Genomic DNA, 17969 nt, shown 5'->3' with positions numbered 1-17969 from the left:
CGCGGGCTCCGGCTTTGCAGGCCTCCTTCCGCACGGGTCCGCCACGCGGCGTCCCGGGTGGCCGTCGCCGGCGTCCCGGGCGACCGTGGGGGCCGCGATCCGCGCCGACGAACAGGCTTGGCGCATCGGCCACTCTGGCTCTACAGTCGCGGCTTCCACTTCGGAGGGCACACGACATGCGACTTCTCGTCACCTTGCTGGCAGGCGCGACCTGGATGCTGGCCGCCTGCGGCGGCGGCTCCGGACCCCTCCTCTCCGCGGGCGGGAGCCCCGTCGAAACGGGTGGCACCACCGTGACCGCCAGCAGCCTGTCGGCCGCCATCACGCCCGCGGGTCCCGCGCTGGACCCCTCCGCCGCCGTGGTCGTGCAGTTCGACGCGCGCGTCGATCCCGGCAGCCTCCAGCTGACAGGCACGCTGGCGCCGCTTGCGGGCGCGCAGGGCTGGTCCACCGGTGGCAACGTGCTCACGCTGGCGCCGCCCGCCGGCGGATGGCCGCGCGGCCTGAACGCCACGCTCGACGTGCAGGCCAGCGGTGCCAATGGCACGGCGATGGGCAGCCCTGCCTCGGCACGCTTCGTGGTGCCGCTGCAGCTGTCGACCGGTTCCGCCGCCCTCGCCGCGGTCGGTCAACCCACCCTCGGCACGGCCAACGACCTGCCGTTCGGCGCGCCGACCGCGCAATCCCTGAAGGGCGTCTACGGCAGCCCCGCCATCACCCCGGACGGCCGGCTGTTCATCGCGGACTACGGGAACTCGCGCGTGCTGGGCTATCCGTCGCTGCCGGGCGCCAGCGGCGCCACGGCCGACCTGGTGCTCGGGCAGGCCGACTTCACCAGCGTCACCGGAGGCACTCCCACCCAGAACCGCCTGAGTCAGCCGACACAGATCTCGATCGGCGGCGGCCGCCTGTCCGTGGCCGATTTCGGCAACAGCCGCGTGCTGCTGTGGAACAGCGTGCCGTCCGCGAGCGGCGCCCTTCCGGACGTGGTGCTCGGCCAGTCAGGGTTCACCAGCAACTCCGGCGGCTGTGGCGCCAACCGGCTGAACTTCCCGGAATCGGCCCTCCTCGCACCGGGCGGCAAGCTGATCGTGGCCGACACGGAGAACCACCGCGTGCTGGTCTGGAACTCCGTGCCCACCGCGAGCGGCGCGGCGCCCGACCTGGTGATCGGGCAAGGGTCCCTGACCCGCTGCCGTCGCAACGACGACAACCAGGACAACGTGGCCGACCCGGCCCCCAGTGCCCGCACCCTGTACCGCCCCGGCGGGGTGTGGAGCGATGGTCGCCGGCTGGTGGTCAACGACCGTGACAACAACCGCGTCCTGGTCTGGAACACATTCCCGACCGCCAACTTCCAGCCAGCCGACCTGGTGCTGGGTCAGGGGAGCTTCACGACCGGCGCCGCCAATGACGACGACCAGAACGGCGTGCTCGACAGCAATCCCAGTGCCCGCACCCTGCGCCAGCCGTACGGCGGGGTGCATTCCAATGGCGTGCAGCTGGCCATCGGGGACAGCGGCAACAACCGCGTGCTGGTCTGGAACAGCTTTCCCACGGCCAGCTTCCAGCCCGCGGACGCGGTGCTGGGCCAGTCGGGCTTCGGCACCGCAGCCCCGGGAACGTCCGCGACCACGATGAACATGCCCACGGGCGTGCTGTTTCACCAGGACAAGCTGCTGGTCAGCGACCGCAACAACCATCGCCTGCTGGTGCTGCAGTCCCCCTGAAGGCCGGCGGCCCCGGCCGCCCATCCTCGCCGACGGCCGTGCGCTTCGACGGCTCGGCTCGGCATGGCCGAGGCGCGCTGCATCACCGCGTCACGGCGGGGCTGGACGGCCCGTTCTGAAACGCGCGCCCACGGTTACGGCCATGGCCACGGCCACGCCACCGCAGCGCCAGGGCGCCGATGCCGGTGACCACCAGCTACGCGGCGTAGACGCTCTCCCGGGAGATCAGGCCAGCATGTTCGGGTAGAGCGCGATGAACTCCGCGTCGTGCGAGAAGTGGAGCAGGCTGGCGACGACGTCCAGCGCCAGCAGGACGCGCAGATGCTTCCGCAGCGGGACGCGCGCGGAATCACCCCACCCACTTGCGCGCATTGCGCCAGATGCGCAGCCACGGGCTGGTGGCGCTCTTGTCGCCGCCGCTCCAGCTCATCTGCGCATTGCGGAACACGCGTTCGGCGTGCGGCATCATGGCGGTGAAGCGGCCGTCGGCGGTCGTCACCGCGGTCAACCCGCCCGGGCTGCCGTTCGGGTTCAGCGGATAGGTCTCGGTCGGCAGTCCGTGGTGGTCGACGAAACGCATGGCCGCGATCGCGCGGGCGGGGTCACCGCGGTGCGCGAAGTTGGCATAGCCCTCGCCGTGCGCCACCACGATCGGCAGGCGGCTGCCCGCCATGCCGTCGAAGAAGATGCTGGGAGACGGCAGCACCTCCACCTGCGACAGGCGGGCCTCGTAGCGCTCGCTGCGGTTGGTCGTGAAGCGCGGCCAGGCCTGCGCGCCCGGGATGATGTCGGCCAGTTCGGCCAGCATCTGGCAGCCGTTGCACACCCCCAGCACGAAGGTGTCCTGGCGGCCGAAGAACGCCTGGAACTGGCCCGACAGCGCCGGGTGGAAGGTGATGCTGCGCGCCCAGCCGATGCCGGCGCCAAGCGTGTCGCCGTAGCTGAAGCCGCCGCACGCGACGACCCCCTTGAAGTCGTCCAGCTTCGCGCGGCCGCCGAGCAGGTCGGTCATGTGGACGTCGACCGCCTCGAAGCCGGCGCTGTCGAAGCAGTACGCCATCTCCACGTGCGAGTTGACGCCCTGCTCCCGCAGGATCGCGACCCGGGGCCGGGCCAGGTTCAGGAACGGCGCCGCCACGTCCTCCTGCGGATCGAAGGTCGGCAGGAACTGCAGGCCGGGGTCCTGCGGGTCGCCGGCGGCGGCATGCTCCGCATCGGCGCACTCGGGGTTGTCGCGCTGCTGGCAGATCTTCCAGCTGACGCTGTCCCAGACCTGGTGCAGGTCGGCCAGCTTCGCGCTGAACACCGCCTTGGTGTCGCGCCACACCTGTACCTCGCCCTTGCCGACCTCGATGGTCGAGGCCTGCGGGCGGGTCTTGCCGACGAAGTGGCTGAACTTCGACAGCCCGTGCTCGCGCAGCACCTGCATGACCTCGTTGCGCTCGGCCGTGCGCACCTGTAGCAGCACGCCCAGCTCCTCGTTGAACAGCGCCTTGAGCGTCAGCTCCTCGCGCCGGGCGCCGACCTGGGCGGCCCAGTTCTTGGCATCGCCGTACTCGGCCCGGCTGTCGCTGATGCCGTCGCCCTCGGTCACCAGCAGATCGACGTTGAGGCTCACGCCGACATGGCCGGCGAACGCCATCTCGCAGGCCGCGGCGAACAGGCCGCCGTCGCTGCGGTCGTGGTAGGCCAGCAGCCTGCCCTGCGCGCGCAGCGCGTTGACCGCCGCGACCAGGTTCACCAGGTCCCTGGGATCGTCGAGGTCGGGGACGGCGCCGCCCGGCTGCTCCAGCACCTGCGCCAGGATGCTGCCGCCCATGCGGTGGCGACCCTTGCCCAGGTCGACCAGCACCAGGGTCGTGTCGTCGGTCGCCTCCAGTTGCGGCGTGAGGGTCGGACGCACGTCGGCCAGCGTGGCGAATGCGCTGACCACCAGGCTGACCGGCGAGGTCACCTTGCGGGGGGCGTCGCCCTCCTTCCACTGCGTGCGCATCGAGAGGCTGTCCTTGCCCACGGGAATGGACACGCCCAGCGCCGGGCACAGCTCCATGCCCACGGCCTTCACGGTCTCGTACAGCGCGGCGTCCTCGCCCGGCTCGCCGCAGGCCGCCATCCAGTTCGCCGACAGCTTCACGCGGGGCAGCTCGATCGGCGCGGCCAGCAGGTTGGTGATGGCCTCGGCCACCGCCATGCGGCCGGACGCCGCCGCATCGATCGCCGCCAACGGGGTGCGCTCGCCCATGCTCATGGCCTCGCCCGCGAAGCCGCGGAAATCGGCCAGCGTCACGGCGCAGTCGGCCACCGGCACCTGCCAGGGGCCGACCATCTGGTCGCGGTGCGACAGGCCGCCCACGGTGCGGTCGCCGATGGTGATCAGGAAACGCTTGGAGGCCACGGTGGGGTGCGACAGCACCTGGATCACGGCCTGCTGCAGCTCGACGCCGGTCAGGTCCAGCGGCGGCACCTCGCGCCGCACCGTCTGCACGTCGCGGTGCATCTTGGGCGTCTTGCCCAGCAGCACCTCCATGGGCATGTCGACGGCGGCGCGTCCCGCGCGTGCGGCGGCACTGCCTTCAGCGGCCTGCGGGTCGGCGGCCAGCGGCAGGTCGACATCGCCCACCACCAGCTGCCGCTCGCCGGTGGCCACGCCCACCACCGAGAACGGGCAGCGCTCGCGCTCGCAGAAGGCGCGAAACTGCGCCAGCGACTGCGGCGCGATCGCCAGGACGTAGCGCTCCTGGCTCTCGTTGCACCAGATCTCCTTGGGGGCCAGCCCCGATTCCTCCAGCGGGATGCGCCGCAGGTCGAACCGCGCGCCGCGGCCGGCGTCGTTGGTGAGTTCGGGAAAGGCGTTGGACAGGCCGCCGGCCCCCACGTCGTGGATGGCCAGGATCGGGTTGCGCTCGCCCAGCGTCCAGCAGTGGTTGATGACCTCCTGGGCCCGACGCTCGATCTCGGGATTGCCGCGCTGCACCGAGTCGAAGTCGAGCTCGGCGGCGTTCGCGCCGGTGGCCATGGAGCTGGCCGCGCCGCCGCCCATGCCGATGCGCATGCCCGGCCCGCCCAGTTGCACCAGCAGGGTGCCGGCCGGGAACTGGATCTTGTGGGTGAGCCCCGCGTCGATGCGGCCAAGGCCGCCCGCGATCATGATGGGCTTGTGGTAGCCACGCACCACGCCCGCCACCGTCTGCTCGTACTCACGGAAGTAACCGCCCAGATTGGGGCGGCCGAACTCGTTGTTGAAGGCCGCGCCGCCCAGCGGTCCCTCGGTCATGATCTGCAAGGGGCTGGCGATGTGGGCCGGTCGGCCGTTCGGGCTGTCCCACAGGCGCGAGACCGAGAAGCCGGTCAGGCCGGCTTTCGGGGTGGCGCCGCGGCCGGTCGCGCCCTCGTCGCGGATCTCGCCGCCTGCGCCCGTGGAGGCACCGGGAAAGGGCGAGATCGCGGTCGGGTGGTTGTGCGTCTCCACCTTCATCAGCACGTGATGCAGCGCCTCGCGGCGCTCGTAGGCGGCCGGCTGGTCCCCGCGCTGCGGCTGGAAGGACTCGACCGGGCTGCCCTCCATCACGGCGGCGTTGTCCGAGTACGCGACCACCGTGTGCTGCGGATGCGTCTGGTGGGTGTGGCGGATCATGCCGAACAGGCTCTTGTCCTGCGGCACGCCGTCGATGGTGAAGCGGGCGTTGAAGATCTTGTGACGGCAGTGTTCGCTGTTGGCCTGGGCGAACATCATCAGCTCGACGTCCGTGGGGTTGCGGCCCAGCTGCCGGAACGCGTCGACCAGGTAGTCGATCTCGTCGTCGGCCAGCGCCAGGCCGAACTGCGTGTTCGCCCGCTCCAGCGCCGCGCGGCCGCCCGCCAGCACATCGACCTCTTCCATCGGTGGCGGGGCCAGTTCGCCGAACAGGCGGTGCGCGTCGGCGCGGTTGGCCAGCACGCTCTCGGTCATCCGGTCGTGCAGCGCCGCCGCGATGGCATCGCGCCGGGCCGGGGTCAGGTCGGTGCTGCGCAGCAGGCCGCCCTTGAGCTGCACCCGGTATTCCACCGCGCGTTCCACGCGCCGCACGCCCAGCCCGCAGTTGTGGGCGATGTCGGTCGCCTTGGACGCCCAGGGAGACAAGGTGCCCAGCCGGGGCGTGACCACGAACAGGGTGCCGTCGGCGGCGCCCTCGAAGGGCTCGCCATAGGTCAGCAGTGCGGCCAGCCGCTCGCGCTCGGCGGCGGACGGCGGGTGGTCCCAGGCCGCCAGGTGCACGAAGCGGGCGCTCAGGCCGGTGACCTTGTCGTCGATGCCCTGCAGGGCGGGGAGCAGTTGCCGGACGCGGAACTCGCTGAGGGCGCGACCGCCCTCGAACTCGGTGATGTGCAGGGTCACTGTGAAGCCTGTGGTGGGAGCCGGAGCGCGGGCCGCTGACTGGGGCCGCGCGCGAAACCTCGATTTTACCGGGGCTGGTCAGGGCGGCTCTGCGCCGGCCGGAGCCCTCAGGGATAATTGCCTTCCATGAGCATCACGTACAAGGACGCCGAAGGCATCCAGGGCATGCGCATCGCGGGCAGGCTGGCTGCCGAGGTGCTGGACGCCATCACGCCCCACATCAAGCCCGGCATCACCACGCGTGAGATCGACCGGCTGGCGGCCGAGTGCATGAAGAAGCAGGGCTCGATCTCGGCCACCCTGGGCTACCAGCCGCCGGGCTATCCGCCCTACCCCGCCTCGCTGTGCACCTCGGTGAACCACGTGGTCTGCCACGGCATCCCGAACGACAAGCCGCTCAAGAAGGGCGACATTGTCAACGTCGACGTCACCGTCATCAAGGACGGCTGGTACGGCGACACCAGCCGGATGTTCATCGTCGGCGAGAGCTCGATCGCCGCCAAGCGGCTGGTCGGCATCACCTACGAGGCCATGTGGCACGGCATCGTGCGCGTCAAGCCGGGCGTGCGTCTGGGCGACATCGGCTTTGCCATCCAGCAGTTCGCCGAGAAGCAGGGCTTCTCGGTGGTGCGCGAGTTCTGCGGGCACGGCATCGGGCGCAACTTCCACGAGGAGCCGCAGGTGCTGCACTACGGCAAGCCCGGCACGCTCGAGGAACTCAAGCCCGGCATGACCTTCACCATCGAGCCGATGATCAACGCCGGCCGCAAGGAGGTGAAGGAATTCGGCAACGACGGCTGGACCATCGTCACCAAGGACCACTCCCTGTCGGCGCAATGGGAGCACACGGTGCTGGTCACCGAGACCGGCTACGAGGTCCTCACCCTGTCGGCGGGCAGCCCGCCGCCGCCGCCCTTCGTCAACGCCGCCTGACGCTGCGATGACGGCTGCCGCGCTCCCCTCCGCTGCCGAGGCGGCGCCACCCGGCAGTTCGGCCCGGCTGCGAGAGCAGCTGCGGCTGCAGAAGGAGGCCCTCACGGCCATCCTGCTGCGCCCGGGCAATCCCACCCGCTCGATCGGCCCGCTGCTGCGGCGGCTGGCCCGGCACGTCGACGCCGTGCTGCAGTCGCTCTGGCGCGAGCTGGGCTTCCCGGACGGCTTCGTGCTCGCGGCCGTCGGCGGCTACGGCCGGGGGGAGCTGTTTCCGCATTCCGACGTCGACGTGCTGCTGCTGCTGCCCGACGGCGTCCAGGCCGACGCCGACGAGGGCCTGCGGCAGCGGCTCGAAACCTTCATCGGGCGGTGCTGGGACACCGGCCTGGAGATCGGCTCGAGCGTGCGCACCGTCGAGGAGTGCGTCGCGCAGGCGCGCGCCGACGTGACCATCCAGACCTCGCTGCTCGAGTCGCGGCTCCTCGCCGGCGACGCGGTCCTGTTCGCGCATTTCCAGCAGCGTTTCCGCGACACCCTCGATCCCCAGGCGTTCTTCATCGCCAAGACCCTGGAGATGCGCCAGCGGCACACCAAGTTCGAGAACACGCCCTATTCGCTCGAGCCGAACTGCAAGGAGTCGCCCGGCGGGCTGCGCGACCTGCAGGTGATCCTCTGGGTGGCCAAGGCGGCCGGCTTCGGCAGCAGCTGGGACGAGCTGGCCCGGCGCGGGCTGGCGACGCCGCTGGAGGCCCAGCAGATCCAGCGCAAGGAGGCCCTGCTGAGCCTGATCCGCGCGCGGCTGCACGCGATCGCCCGGCGCCGCGAGGACCGGCTGGTGTTCGACCTGCAGACCGCGGTGGCCGAGTCGTTCGGCTGCACCACCGTCGTGAGCCCGGAGGGCCGCATCGTCCAGCGCGCCAGCGAGGCGCTGATGAAGCGCTTCTACTGGGCGGCCAAGGCCGTGGCCCAGCTGAACCAGATCCTGCTGCTGAACATCGAGGAGCGCCTCATCCCCGGCGGTGCGGCGCCCGAGCCGATCAATCCGCGGTTCGCCAACAAGGCGGGCCTGCTGGAGGTGGCGAGCGACGACCTGTACGAGCGCGAGCCGCACGCGGTGCTCGAGACCTTCCTGCTGTACCAGACCACGGCCGGCCTGCGCGGACTGTCGGCGCGCACGCTGCGGGCCCTGTACAACGCCCGCGGCGTGATGGACGGCCCGTTCCGCAAGGACCCGGTGAACCACGCGACGTTCAAGGCGATGCTGCTGCAGCCGGCTGGCATCACGCACGTGCTGCGCCTGATGAACCAGACCTCCGTGCTGGGACGCTACCTGTGGGCGTTCCGCCGGATCGTGGGGCAGATGCAGCACGACCTGTTCCACGTCTACACCGTGGACCAGCACATCCTGATGGTGCTGCGCAACGTGCGGCGGTTCTTCATCGCCGAGCACGCGCACGAGTACCCGTTCTGCTCGCAGCTGGCCGCCGGCTTCGACAAGCCCTACGTGCTGTACGTCGCGGCCCTCTTCCACGACATCGCCAAGGGCCGCGGCGGCGACCACTCCGAGCTGGGCGCCGCCGAGGTGCGCCAGTTCTGCCGCCAGCACGAGATCGACACGCAGGACTGCCGGCTGGTCGAGTTCCTCGTGCGCGAGCACCTGACCATGAGCCGGATCGCCCAGAAGGAGGACCTGAGCGATCCCGAGGTGATTGCGGCCTTCGCGCGCCGGGTCGGCAACGAGCACACGCTCACCGCGCTGTACCTGCTGACCGTCGCCGACATCCGCGGCACCAGCCCCAAGGTCTGGAACGCCTGGAAGGGCAAGCTCCTCGAGGACCTGTACCGGGCCACGCTGCGGGCCCTGGGCGGCCACACGCCCGATCGTGCCACCCTGATCGAGACGCGCAAGCGCGAAGCGCTGGTGCAGCTGCAGCTGCATGCGCTGCCGTTCGAGGCGCACCGCAAGCTCTGGGACACGCTGGACGTCGGCTACTTCATGCGGCACGACGCCGGCGAGATCGCCTGGCACACCCGGCATCTCTCGCGCCACGTCGGCACGACCAGGGCCCTGGTGCGGGCGCGGCGTTCGCCGGCCGGCGAAGGCCTGCAGGTGCTCGTCTACACGCCCGACCAGCCCGACCTGTTCGCCCGCATCTGCGGCTACTTCGACCAGGCCGGGTTCTCCATCCTGGACGCGCGCATCCACACCGCCCGCAACGGCTACGCGCTGGACACGTTCCAGGTCGTCACCTCGATGATCCCCGAGCACTACCGGGAGCTGACCAGCATGGTGGAGTCGGGCCTGGAACAGACGCTGCAGCTGGCCGGCCCGCTGCCTGCGCCCAGCCGCGGCCGCGTGTCACGGCGGGTCAGGAGCTTCCCGATCGCGCCGCGGGTCCAGCTCACGCCCGACGATCGGGCCCAGCGCTGGCTGCTGTCGATCTCCGCCAGCGACCGCGTCGGACTGCTCTATTCCATCGCCCGGGTGCTGGCCCGCCACAAGATCAACCTGCAGCTGGCCAAGGTCAGCACGCTGGGCGAGCGGGTCGAGGACACCTTCCTGGTGGACGGGCCCGAGCTGCAGCAGAACCGCCGCCAGATCGACATCGAGACCGAGCTGCTCGAGGCGATCTCAGCGTAGGCTCGACAGGGCCTGGCCCGACAGCCCGTGTGCGCGGCGCGCGAATTCGCGCAGCGTCGTCTCGTGCGTGACCAGCTCCTGCAGGTCGGCGGCCGACACCTTCAGCCGCGAGGCCACCATGAACAGGATGGGCAGCAGGTCCAGCGAATCCAGGTCCAGCATCTCGATGGTGCCGTGGTCGGGCACGTCGACCACGGGCACCTCCTTCTGCTCGGCGACCAGCTGGCGCACGTAGGCCAGCAGATCGGCCGCGCCTGGGTCGAGATCGACCGTCGCCAGAACCTCGGCCGCCAGCGCGGCGCGCGCATCGACCACCTCGGGCGGCGCGTTCAGCCCGAGCGCGCCGGCCACCAGGACGCGGGCGCGCGACGCCATCGCCACCCGGTCGTGCCCCTCGACCAGGCCGAGGTCGAGCACCTCCGCCTGGAGGCGCCGGCGCTGCAGCGTGCGCCAGACCGCGGACGCGAGCGACCCGGCGAGCCAGCCAGCCGCCCGCAGGCCGCGCTGCGGGTCGCCGTCGACCGTGTAGCGCAGCGCGAACACCCGCACCGGGACGCCGGCAGCAATGGCGGCGTCGAATGCGGCGTTGTGGAACGGCAGCACCCGGCGTCCGTCGGAGGTGGTGCCTTCCGGGAACACGCAGACACTGGCCCCTGCCTGCAGGCGGGAGCTGATGCTCTGACGCAGTGCATCGGCGCCGACCACCCCCTTGACGACGAAGGCGCCGCCGTGCCGCCGCACCAGCCGGCCGATCACCGGCCAGCGCCGTGCTTCGGCCTTGGCCAGGAAGCTGCACGGGTGGGCGGCACCGATGCACAGGGCATCCAGCCAGGACACGTGGTTGGCCACCACCAGCGTGGGACCGCCGGTCGCCGCTGCCGCTGCCGGCGCTTGCTTGACCACCAGCCGCACGCCGAAGGCCCGCAGCGCGGTGCGGCACCACTTCTGCATGTTCGCCGGGCTCACCCGGCGTGCGCCCGGCTGCAATCCCCAAGCGGCCCAGCAGAGCAGCACGGTGCCGGCCGCGGCGCGCCACGACGCCCTAGCCCAGGACCAGCTCACTCGTCTTCTCCCAGGTGGCGAGTTCGCCGGCATCGGGCACCAGCCAGGGCGAGCTGGCCTGCAGCGCGGCCGCGCCTTCGGCCAGCCGCCCGGTGACCAGGTGGTAGGTCTCGCCCGTGATGCGGCCGTGCTTGCCGTGGACCGACGCGGTCATGCGCAGCTGCCGCTGGTAGAACCGCAGGTGCGGTTGCGTGATCTCGGCGACGCACAGGTCCATCTTCTCGCTGATCACCACGGCCAACGCCGCCTTCAGCAGCGCGGCCTGCACCACCACCGGCACGCCGGCCGCGCCCTCGTCGTGGACTGCGAACCGGTTGAACTCGAGCACCGTGGCCTGCGCGTCGGGGACCGCGGCGCGCAGCTCCTCCTCCCAGGTCTCGAAGCACTCGAGCCGGTCCAGCGTCGCGCCGGTGGACGCGATGAGCCGCAGGGTGCCGGCCGGACGCCCGTGGTGCAGCGCGAGCAGCGAACGCACCCAGGGGGCATCGTCCAGCGACTGGTAGGCCATCTTGCGCCCCTGTTCGGACCAGGGATGGCGGGCATAGGCGATGCGGCGCAGCTCGAACACGGCGTCCCGGTCCTGCGCGCTGCGGGCCGTGCGCACGGTCACGTCGTGCGTCATGCGGCGGCCTTTCCGTCGCGGTGGCGCATCCAGCGGGTGGCCAGCGCGACGCCGGCATGCCGGAAGGCATGCAGCAGGTAGGGGTCGAACCGCGACACCGGGACCTCGGCCTCGGACGCCGGGCGGCCCAGGACGTGCTGCGCGATCGTCAGCCCCATCCCGGTGGCGACGGCGATCCCGCGCCCGTTGCAGCCGACACCCGCCAGCAGGCCCGGCTCGGGTTCGTACAGGTGGGGCAAGGCGTCCTTGGTCATGGCCATGCAGCCGCTCCAGACGTACTCCCACTCGGGCGGGTCGATGTCGGGAAACAGCTGCTGCGCCGCTTCGCGCACGTAGCGCGCCTGACGCGGATGCTCCGCCCCGGCGGTGGCGTCGCGGCCGCCGACGATCAGCCGGCCGTCGGGCGAGAGGCGCACCGAGGCCGGCAGCCGCCGGGTGTCGGACAGCACTTCGCGGCCAGGCAGGATGCGCGCCAGCAGTGCCGCCGGCAGGGGGCGGCTGGCGGCCAGCGTGGTGCGCACCGGAACGACCGAGCGGCGCAGCGCCGGCAGCAGCGGGCCGCTGTAGGCGTTGGTGGCCACGACCACCGTGCGGGCGGACACGGTGCCGCCGTCGGTCTGCAGCCGCCAGCCACCGCCCCAGCGCTGCAGACCGACGGCCCGGGTGGGCGCGTGCAGGCGGGCGCCGGCACGCAGCGCCGCCCGCGCCAACCCGCGCGCGTAGCTCAGCGGCTGGACCGAACCGCCGCGCGGATCGAGCCAGCCGCCAGAAAACAGGCCGGAACCGGTGCGGGCGCGCAGTTCCTCCCGACCCAGCACCTGCACCGGCACCCCGCGGGCGCGCCACTGTGCCGCGCGACGCTCGATCGCCTCCAGGGCCTGCGGGCTGTGCGCTGCCTGGATCCGGCCCGCGCGCACCGGCTCGCAGGCGATGCCGTGGCGCGCGATCAGCTCGAGCACGCGCGCGGGCGCATCGCCCGCCCATTGCACCAGGCGGCCTCCGGCCTCCGGGCCCAGTTGCCGCTCGACCTCGTCCGGATCGTTCTTCAGGCCGGGCATCAACTGCCCCGTGCTGCGGCCCGAGGCGCCCCAGCCGATGTGGGCGCCCTCGACGAGCAGGACCCGGACGGAGCGCTCGGCCAGGTGCAGCGCCGTGCTCAGCCCCAGGATGCCGCCGCCGACGATCGCCACGTCGACCTGGCTGTCCGCGCGCAGCGGCTCGACCGCCGGGGCGTCGACGGCCGTCGCGGCCCACAGCGAGCGGGGCAGGACCGCGGGCTCCCCTGTCGGCCGGGCGGACCTCAGCAAGAAGCCTCCCGGACGGGCAAGGGAAAACGCTGGGAGTCGGACATGCACTTCGGTGTGGGAGGGCCGCCCTGGCCTGGGCCGGCCGGCGGAGCTGTTCTGCCCGCGATTATCGGTTGAGTTAGGCGCCACGGCCCGGGGACCGCGCGTGCTGTTGCGCCGAAGAGCTGTCGCGCGGCCCGGGCGCCGGCGCCGGTACGCTGGCGGCTCAGTCGTCCTCGCTGGCGTCCAGGCCCGGGAACAGCACCTCGGTGAAGCCGAACCGGGTGAAGTCGCGCACCCGCATCGGGTACAGCTTGCCGACCAGGTGGTCGCATTCGTGCTGCACCACCCGCGCGTGGAAGCCCTCCACCGTGCGGTCGATCGGATCGCCGAACGGATCGACGCCGGTGTAGCGGATGCGCTTCCAGCGCGGCACCACCCCACGCAGCCCCGGCACCGACAGGCAGCCCTCCCAGCCCTCCTCCTCTTCCTGGCCGATCGGCGTGATCACCGGGTTCAGCAGGACCGTGCGCGGCACGACGGGCGCGTCGGGATAGCGGGGATTCGGTGCGTCGGTGCCGAAGATCACCAGTTGCAGGTCGACGCCGATCTGCGGCGCCGCCAGACCGGCTCCGTTGACGGCGCGCATGGTCTCGAACATGTCGGCCACCAGCAGGTGGATCGCATCGGTGTCGAATTCGGTCACGGGCTGGGCCACGCGCAGCAGGCGCGGGTCGCCCATCTTCAGGATCTCTCGAACGGCCATCGCGCGAGCATACGGTCCGCGCTCCGCCTCCGGACGATGAACGGATCAGGCTGCCTGTTGGTCGCACGAGTCGAACTTGCAAGCCGCCGCTGCGAAGTTGGTGGTTTTCGTGTCCTCTGTGACAAGCCGTGACCGAACTGTTGCGCCAGCGTCATCGCCCGGCCACGCGCGGCTGGCCTGCCCTGGCGCGGCTGCCTACAGTGGGCCATGGGCCGTCGAGCCCGAGGGAGACGAGGAATGCGCAACCGATCGATCGGCGCCCGCGGCGCCTGCAAACGACATCGCCCACTGGGGGCCGGGCGGTCCCGCTGGGCCGCCGTGCTGCTCGCGGCCGTGCTGCTGGCCGCCGGACCGGCGCCAGCGCAGGACGTCGCGGTGCCCCCGACCGTGCGGGAGCTGGCGCGCGACATCGCCGCCGAGCTGGCCGTCCGCTGCCCCCTGGCCGATGCGAACGACGCCGCCGCCTTTGACCACTGCCGTGCGGCGCTGCAGGGCGGCCGGTTGCGCGGCGCGCTGCCGCAGGTCGTGCTCTGGGGTCGCACCGACGCCGCGCCGGGCGCGACGCTCCAGGCCACCGCCCTGACGCAACTGGCGCCCGACACCTGGGCCAGCCTGTACGCGCCGCTGTTCATGTTCAACGGCCGGCATGCCGTGCGGTGGGTCGCCCAGGAGGGTCGTTTCCTGATCCGGCTGGAAGCGGCGTTCCGCAACCGGCTCGCGCCGGGGCAGTTCCCCTATCCGTTCTGGCACGAGGAGAGCAAGTGGGCGGCCTACGAGAACACCAGCGCCGTCCTGTTGTGGCTGGAGCCGGCCTCCTCGCGCATCGACGTGGCCCAGTTCGCCCACCAGGGACCGCTGCTGCAGACCGTGCGGCCGGTGCGGCACCCGAAGCACGACGGCCAGTGGCTCTGGACCGACCGCGGCGGCCGCACGCAGCCGGCCGTGACCCTGTTCGAGGGCCTGTACCGGCCGGAGAACCCCTACCTGCGCGCACTCGACCGCCAGTACCGGGACCTGGCGCTCCAGCTGCGGGAATCGCAATGCCAGCAATGCCACGTGCCCAGCAACCCGGGGCGCAGCCAGCGGCTGGTGCTGCTGTCCTCGCCGGCGCACGCGGCCGGCGAGATCGACCGGCTGATCCGGGCGGTGCGCGAGGACCGGATGCCCGTGGACCGGAACCGCCGCAGCTTCGCCCTTTCCGCGCCGGACAAGGCCTGGCTCCTGGGCAGCGCCGAAGCCTTCCGCGCGACGGTGCAGGCAGCCCGCCGCTGGGAGCAGCAGGCGAGCGAAGCGGCGCAGCCGACCGTGTGGCGGCCGACGGCGCCGCAGGCGGCGGCGGCGGCGGCCGCGGCCGGTAGCGACTGACACGGCGTCAGGCGGCGTCGCGGCCCTCGACGGCCTCGCCCGCCAGCAGCCGCCGCAGCCCGTCCCCGTCGAGGATGGGCACGCCCAGCGCCTGCGCCTTCTCCAGCTTGCTGCCGGCCTCGGCGCCCGCCACCACGTAGCTGGTCTTCTTGCTGACCGAGGCGGCGACCTTGGCGCCGGCCGCCTCGAGCAGATCCTTGGCTTCGTCGCGGCTGAGCGTGGGCAGCGTGCCGGTCAGCACCACGGTCTTGCCCGCGAGCGGCTGCGGCGCCTGCGCGGCCGGCGCGGTCTCCTCCCAGTGCACGCCGCAGGCACGCAGCTGTTCCACGACCTCCCGGTTGTGCGGCTGGGCGAAGAAGGTGTGGATGCTCTCCGCGACGACGGGGCCGACGTCCGGGACCTGCAGCAGCTGCTCGACACCTGCCTCGAGGATGGCGTCGAGGCCGCCGAAATGCCGCGCGAGGTCGCGTGCAGTGGCCTCGCCCACGTGCCGGATGCCCAGGGCGTAGAGGAAGCGGGGCAAGGTCGTGGCGCGCGACTGCTGCAGCCCGGCCAGCAGGTTCTGCGCGGACTTCTCGCCCATCCGCTCCAGGGCCAGCAGATTGGCCACGCCCAGGCGGTACAGGTCCGGCAGGGTGCGCACCACGCCGGCATCGACCAGCTGATCGACCAGCTTTTCGCCCAGTCCCTCGATGTCCATGGCCCGCCGCTGCGCGAAGTGCAGGATCGCCTGCTTGCGCTGGGCGCCGCAGAACAGCCCGCCGGTGCAGCGGTGGTCGACCTCGCCCTCCTCGCGCACGGCTTCGCTGCCGCACACCGGGCAGGTGCGCGGCATGGTGAACAGCTGCGCCTCGTGCAGGCGCTTCTCGGGCACGACCGCGACCACTTCCGGGATCACGTCGCCGGCCCGGCGGACGATGACGGTGTCGCCGACCCGCACGTCCTTGCGCCGGGCCTCGTCCTCGTTGTGCAGGGTGGCGTTGGTCACCGTCACGCCACCGACGAACACGGGCGCCAGCTTGGCCACCGGCGTGAGCTTGCCGGTGCGGCCGACCTGGACCTCGATGCCCTGGACCGTGGTCATCTGCTCCTGGGCCGGGAACTTGTGGGCCACGGCCCAGCGCGGCTCGCGGGTGACGAATCCCAGCCGCTTCTGCAGCGCCAGGCTGTCGACCTTGTAGACCACGCCGTCGATGTCGAACGGCAGCTGGTCGCGCCGCGCGCCGATGTCCTGGTGGAAGGCCACGAGCTGGTCGGCGCCCTGCGCCACCCGGGTCTCGGCCGACACCGGCAGCCCCCAGCCACGCAGCGCCTGCAGCAGGTCGTGGTGGGTGGCGAACGCCGGCCCGCCCTGTTCCGGTGGCGTGATCTCGCCCCAGCCGTAGGCATAGAAGCTCAGCGGACGCTGGCGCGCGATGCCGGGATCCAGCTGGCGGACGGCGCCCGCCGCCGCATTGCGCGGGTTGACGAAGGTCTTCTCGCCCTTGGCGCCCTGGGCGATCTTCTCGCGCTGCAGCTCGTTGAGCCGTTCGAAATCGTCGCGGCGCATGTAGATCTCGCCGCGGACTTCCAGCACCGGCGGCGCACCCGTGCGAAGGCGCAGCGGGATCTGGCCCACGGTGCGGATGTTCTGGGTGACATCCTCGCCGACCTCGCCGTCGCCCCGCGTGGCCGCCTGCACCAGCACCCCGTGCTCGTAGCGCAGGTTGATCGCCAGGCCGTCGAACTTGAGCTCCGCCACGTATTCCACCGGCGGGTCGGACTCGGCCAGGCCCAGCTCGCGCCGGACACGGGCGTCGAAGTTGCGCGCGCCCGTCGCCTCGATGTCGGTCTCGGTGCGGATGGACAGCATCGGCACCTGATGGCGCACCTTGGCGAAGCCTTCGAGCACCGCGCCGCCCACCCGCTGGGTCGGCGAGTCGGGCGTCAGCAGCTCGGGATGGGCGGCCTCCAGTTCCTGGAGTTCTCGGAACAGCTTGTCGTAGTCGGCGTCCGGGATCTCGGGTGCATCGAGGACGTAGTACTGGTGGGCGTGGTGGTGGAGCAGCTCGCGCAGCGCGTCCACGCGCTCCTGCACCCGGGGTGTGGCGGCCATGGCGGGAAGTTAGCGGAAAAGAAAGGCAGTCGGCTGCAAGGCCCCGGATGTCAGCTGAACAGCCGACGGGCCAGCGGCGAGCCGGCGGCCAGGTCGCGCGCCTCGAGCGTGTCGTACAGCTGCTCGAGGTCGGCGCCGATCACGTCCAGCCCTTCCGGCCGGATGACCTGCCCGTTGTCGTCGGTGATGACGCCGTCCATGGCGGCGGCCAGCTCGAGGGCCGCGTCGCGCATGCGAACGAACGGCTGTTCGCCGCGGTGCACCTGGGGCACGTCGAGGCTGAGGGTCACGTCGCGGATGGCGGCCTGGGTCGGGTCTTCCGCCAGCGCTGCCTGCGTGTCGAACGACAGCGCCAGGATGGGCGGGTGCCCGGGCTGCGCCGCCGGCAGCACCATGCGCCCGGGAATGGCACCAACCGTGAAGCCGAGCCGGGCTGCATTCTGGTGGACATAGCCGGGGCTCCAGGCGGCGTTGCGGGCGCGCAGGGTGAACCCCAGCTGGGCGTCGTGCCCGCTGGCGAACTGGTCCAGCTCGCGCGCGCGTGCCACCTCGTGGAGCATCTCCGGGAACTCGGGGGCGCCGTTGATGGCGTCGGCGAACGCCTGCGTCTTGACGACGAACTCGGAGAACTCGATCTCGTTCAGGGCGCCCAGCCGGTTGGCCAGCTGCACGCCGGCCTGGAAGGCACCGTACCGCTGGCCGGCCTGCGGCATCTCCCAGTGCTGCGTCGCCTCGTTCCAGCCCTCGATGGCGAACGGCTTGCTGCCCGCCCGCCGGGTGGCCGGCATGGCGGCCAGAGCGGCTTCGCCCGACACCGCGGCTTCGACCGCAATCGGCGCCAGCACGTCGATCAGCGCGTCCAGGCCGGGCTTGCGCTCGGGAACCGGCAGCGAGGTCACCCCGGGTTCGAACACCGGATCGAAGGACGGCTCCACGGGCTGCTGGCCGGCCGCCGGCTCCGCGCGCTCGGCCATCATCGGCTGGCGCGGTTGCAGCCGCCGCTGCGTCCAGGCGTTCCAGGCCACCACCAGCGCCAGGACGATGCCGCCCAGGATCGCCAGCCCGATCGTGAAGCCGGACATCAGCGAACCCTC

Annotated in this window: 12 protein-coding genes; 4 read left to right on the top strand and 8 right to left on the bottom strand. The window is 71.9% G+C overall.

The features are described 5' to 3' along the window. Nucleotides 1-176: 176 nt before the first annotated feature. Nucleotides 177-1730, top strand: a complete 1554-nt coding sequence (locus tag VFE82_RS08510) for a hypothetical protein (protein WP_324999823.1) — start codon at nt 177-179, stop codon at nt 1728-1730. A gap of 225 nt (nt 1731-1955) precedes the next feature. Here the strand turns inward: VFE82_RS08510 and VFE82_RS08505 are convergent, their stop codons facing one another. Beyond that, on the bottom strand, nt 1956-2102 hold the full coding sequence (locus VFE82_RS08505; RefSeq protein WP_324999822.1) for a hypothetical protein: 147 nt from the start codon (nt 2100-2102) through the stop codon (nt 1956-1958). Next, the gene (purL, locus tag VFE82_RS08500; protein ID WP_324999821.1) at nt 2080-6105 is read right to left on the bottom strand and encodes a phosphoribosylformylglycinamidine synthase; all 4026 of its coding nucleotides are present in this window, start codon (nt 6103-6105) and stop codon (nt 2080-2082) included. The genes VFE82_RS08505 and purL overlap by 23 nt, the downstream gene beginning before the upstream one ends. 126 nt (nt 6106-6231) lie before the next feature. Here purL and map point away from each other — a divergent pair, with 126 nt between their 5' ends. Next, nucleotides 6232-7038, top strand: a complete 807-nt coding sequence (gene map, locus VFE82_RS08495) for a type I methionyl aminopeptidase (protein ID WP_324999820.1) — start codon at nt 6232-6234, stop codon at nt 7036-7038. Between the two features lie 7 nt (nt 7039-7045). Beyond that, a complete protein-coding gene (locus VFE82_RS08490; protein ID WP_324999819.1) occupies nt 7046-9679 on the top strand; it encodes a [protein-PII] uridylyltransferase in 2634 nt (877 codons plus the stop codon). Here the strand turns inward: VFE82_RS08490 and VFE82_RS08485 are convergent. The 4 genes from VFE82_RS08485 to def all read right to left on the bottom strand — a co-directional run bounded on the left by VFE82_RS08485 (nt 9671) and on the right by def (nt 13415). Beyond that, nucleotides 9671-10630, bottom strand: a complete 960-nt coding sequence (locus VFE82_RS08485) for a lysophospholipid acyltransferase family protein (RefSeq protein ID WP_324999818.1) — start codon at nt 10628-10630, stop codon at nt 9671-9673. The two genes, VFE82_RS08490 and VFE82_RS08485, sit on opposite strands and share 9 nt — an antisense overlap. Before the next feature lie 91 nt (nt 10631-10721). Then, entirely contained in the window at nt 10722-11363 is a 642-nt protein-coding gene (locus tag VFE82_RS08480; RefSeq protein WP_324999817.1) for an N-acyl amino acid synthase FeeM domain-containing protein, read from the bottom strand. Next, on the bottom strand, nt 11360-12670 hold the full coding sequence (locus VFE82_RS08475) for an FAD-dependent oxidoreductase (protein ID WP_324999816.1): 1311 nt from the start codon (nt 12668-12670) through the stop codon (nt 11360-11362). Before VFE82_RS08475 ends, VFE82_RS08480 begins: the two co-directional genes overlap by 4 nt. A gap of 205 nt (nt 12671-12875) precedes the next feature. Beyond that, nucleotides 12876-13415, bottom strand: a complete 540-nt coding sequence (gene def / locus VFE82_RS08470; protein ID WP_324999815.1) for a peptide deformylase — start codon at nt 13413-13415, stop codon at nt 12876-12878. A 237-nt stretch (nt 13416-13652) separates the two neighbouring features. On the opposite strand from def, the gene VFE82_RS08465 reads away from it, so the two are divergent. Further along, complete coding sequence (locus VFE82_RS08465) at nt 13653-14780, top strand: hypothetical protein (protein ID WP_324999814.1); 1128 nt, start codon at nt 13653-13655, stop codon at nt 14778-14780. A 7-nt stretch (nt 14781-14787) separates the two neighbouring features. On the opposite strand, the gene ligA is transcribed toward VFE82_RS08465, so the two are convergent. Next, nucleotides 14788-16875, bottom strand: coding sequence for an NAD-dependent DNA ligase LigA (ligA, locus tag VFE82_RS08460; protein WP_324999813.1), 2088 nt, complete (start codon nt 16873-16875; stop codon nt 14788-14790). 50 nt (nt 16876-16925) lie between these two features. Continuing rightward, nucleotides 16926-17957 (bottom strand): cell division protein ZipA C-terminal FtsZ-binding domain-containing protein, encoded by a 1032-nt coding sequence (locus tag VFE82_RS08455; RefSeq protein WP_324999812.1) that lies wholly within the window; start codon nt 17955-17957, stop codon nt 16926-16928. Between the last annotated feature and the right edge of the window lie 12 nt (nt 17958-17969).

Origin of the sequence: Ramlibacter sp. (assembly GCF_035655895.1) — a bacterium.
In the GTDB taxonomy this organism is placed as follows: domain Bacteria; phylum Pseudomonadota; class Gammaproteobacteria; order Burkholderiales; family Burkholderiaceae_C; genus Ramlibacter.
Note: the sequence above shows the minus strand (reverse complement) of the source record. Positions and strands in the feature narration are given on the sequence as shown.

Bases quoted from the DNA above. Each gene is read 5' to 3' on its own strand.
- def (WP_324999815.1), bottom strand. From the start codon at position 13,415: ATGGCCGTTCGAGAGATCCTGAAGATGGGCGACCCGCGCCTGCTGCGC.
- VFE82_RS08480 (WP_324999817.1), bottom strand. From the start codon at position 11,363: ATGACGCACGACGTGACCGTGCGCACGGCCCGCAGCGCGCAGGACCGG.
- VFE82_RS08510 (WP_324999823.1), top strand. From the start codon at position 177: ATGCGACTTCTCGTCACCTTGCTGGCAGGCGCGACCTGGATGCTGGCC.
- map (WP_324999820.1), top strand. From the start codon at position 6,232: ATGAGCATCACGTACAAGGACGCCGAAGGCATCCAGGGCATGCGCATC.
- VFE82_RS08455 (WP_324999812.1), bottom strand. From the start codon at position 17,957: ATGTCCGGCTTCACGATCGGGCTGGCGATCCTGGGCGGCATCGTCCTG.
- VFE82_RS08485 (WP_324999818.1), bottom strand. From the start codon at position 10,630: ATGCAGAAGTGGTGCCGCACCGCGCTGCGGGCCTTCGGCGTGCGGCTG.
- VFE82_RS08490 (WP_324999819.1), top strand. From the start codon at position 7,046: ATGACGGCTGCCGCGCTCCCCTCCGCTGCCGAGGCGGCGCCACCCGGC.
- ligA (WP_324999813.1), bottom strand. From the start codon at position 16,875: ATGGCCGCCACACCCCGGGTGCAGGAGCGCGTGGACGCGCTGCGCGAG.
- VFE82_RS08465 (WP_324999814.1), top strand. From the start codon at position 13,653: ATGCGCAACCGATCGATCGGCGCCCGCGGCGCCTGCAAACGACATCGC.
- VFE82_RS08505 (WP_324999822.1), bottom strand. From the start codon at position 2,102: ATGCGCGCAAGTGGGTGGGGTGATTCCGCGCGCGTCCCGCTGCGGAAG.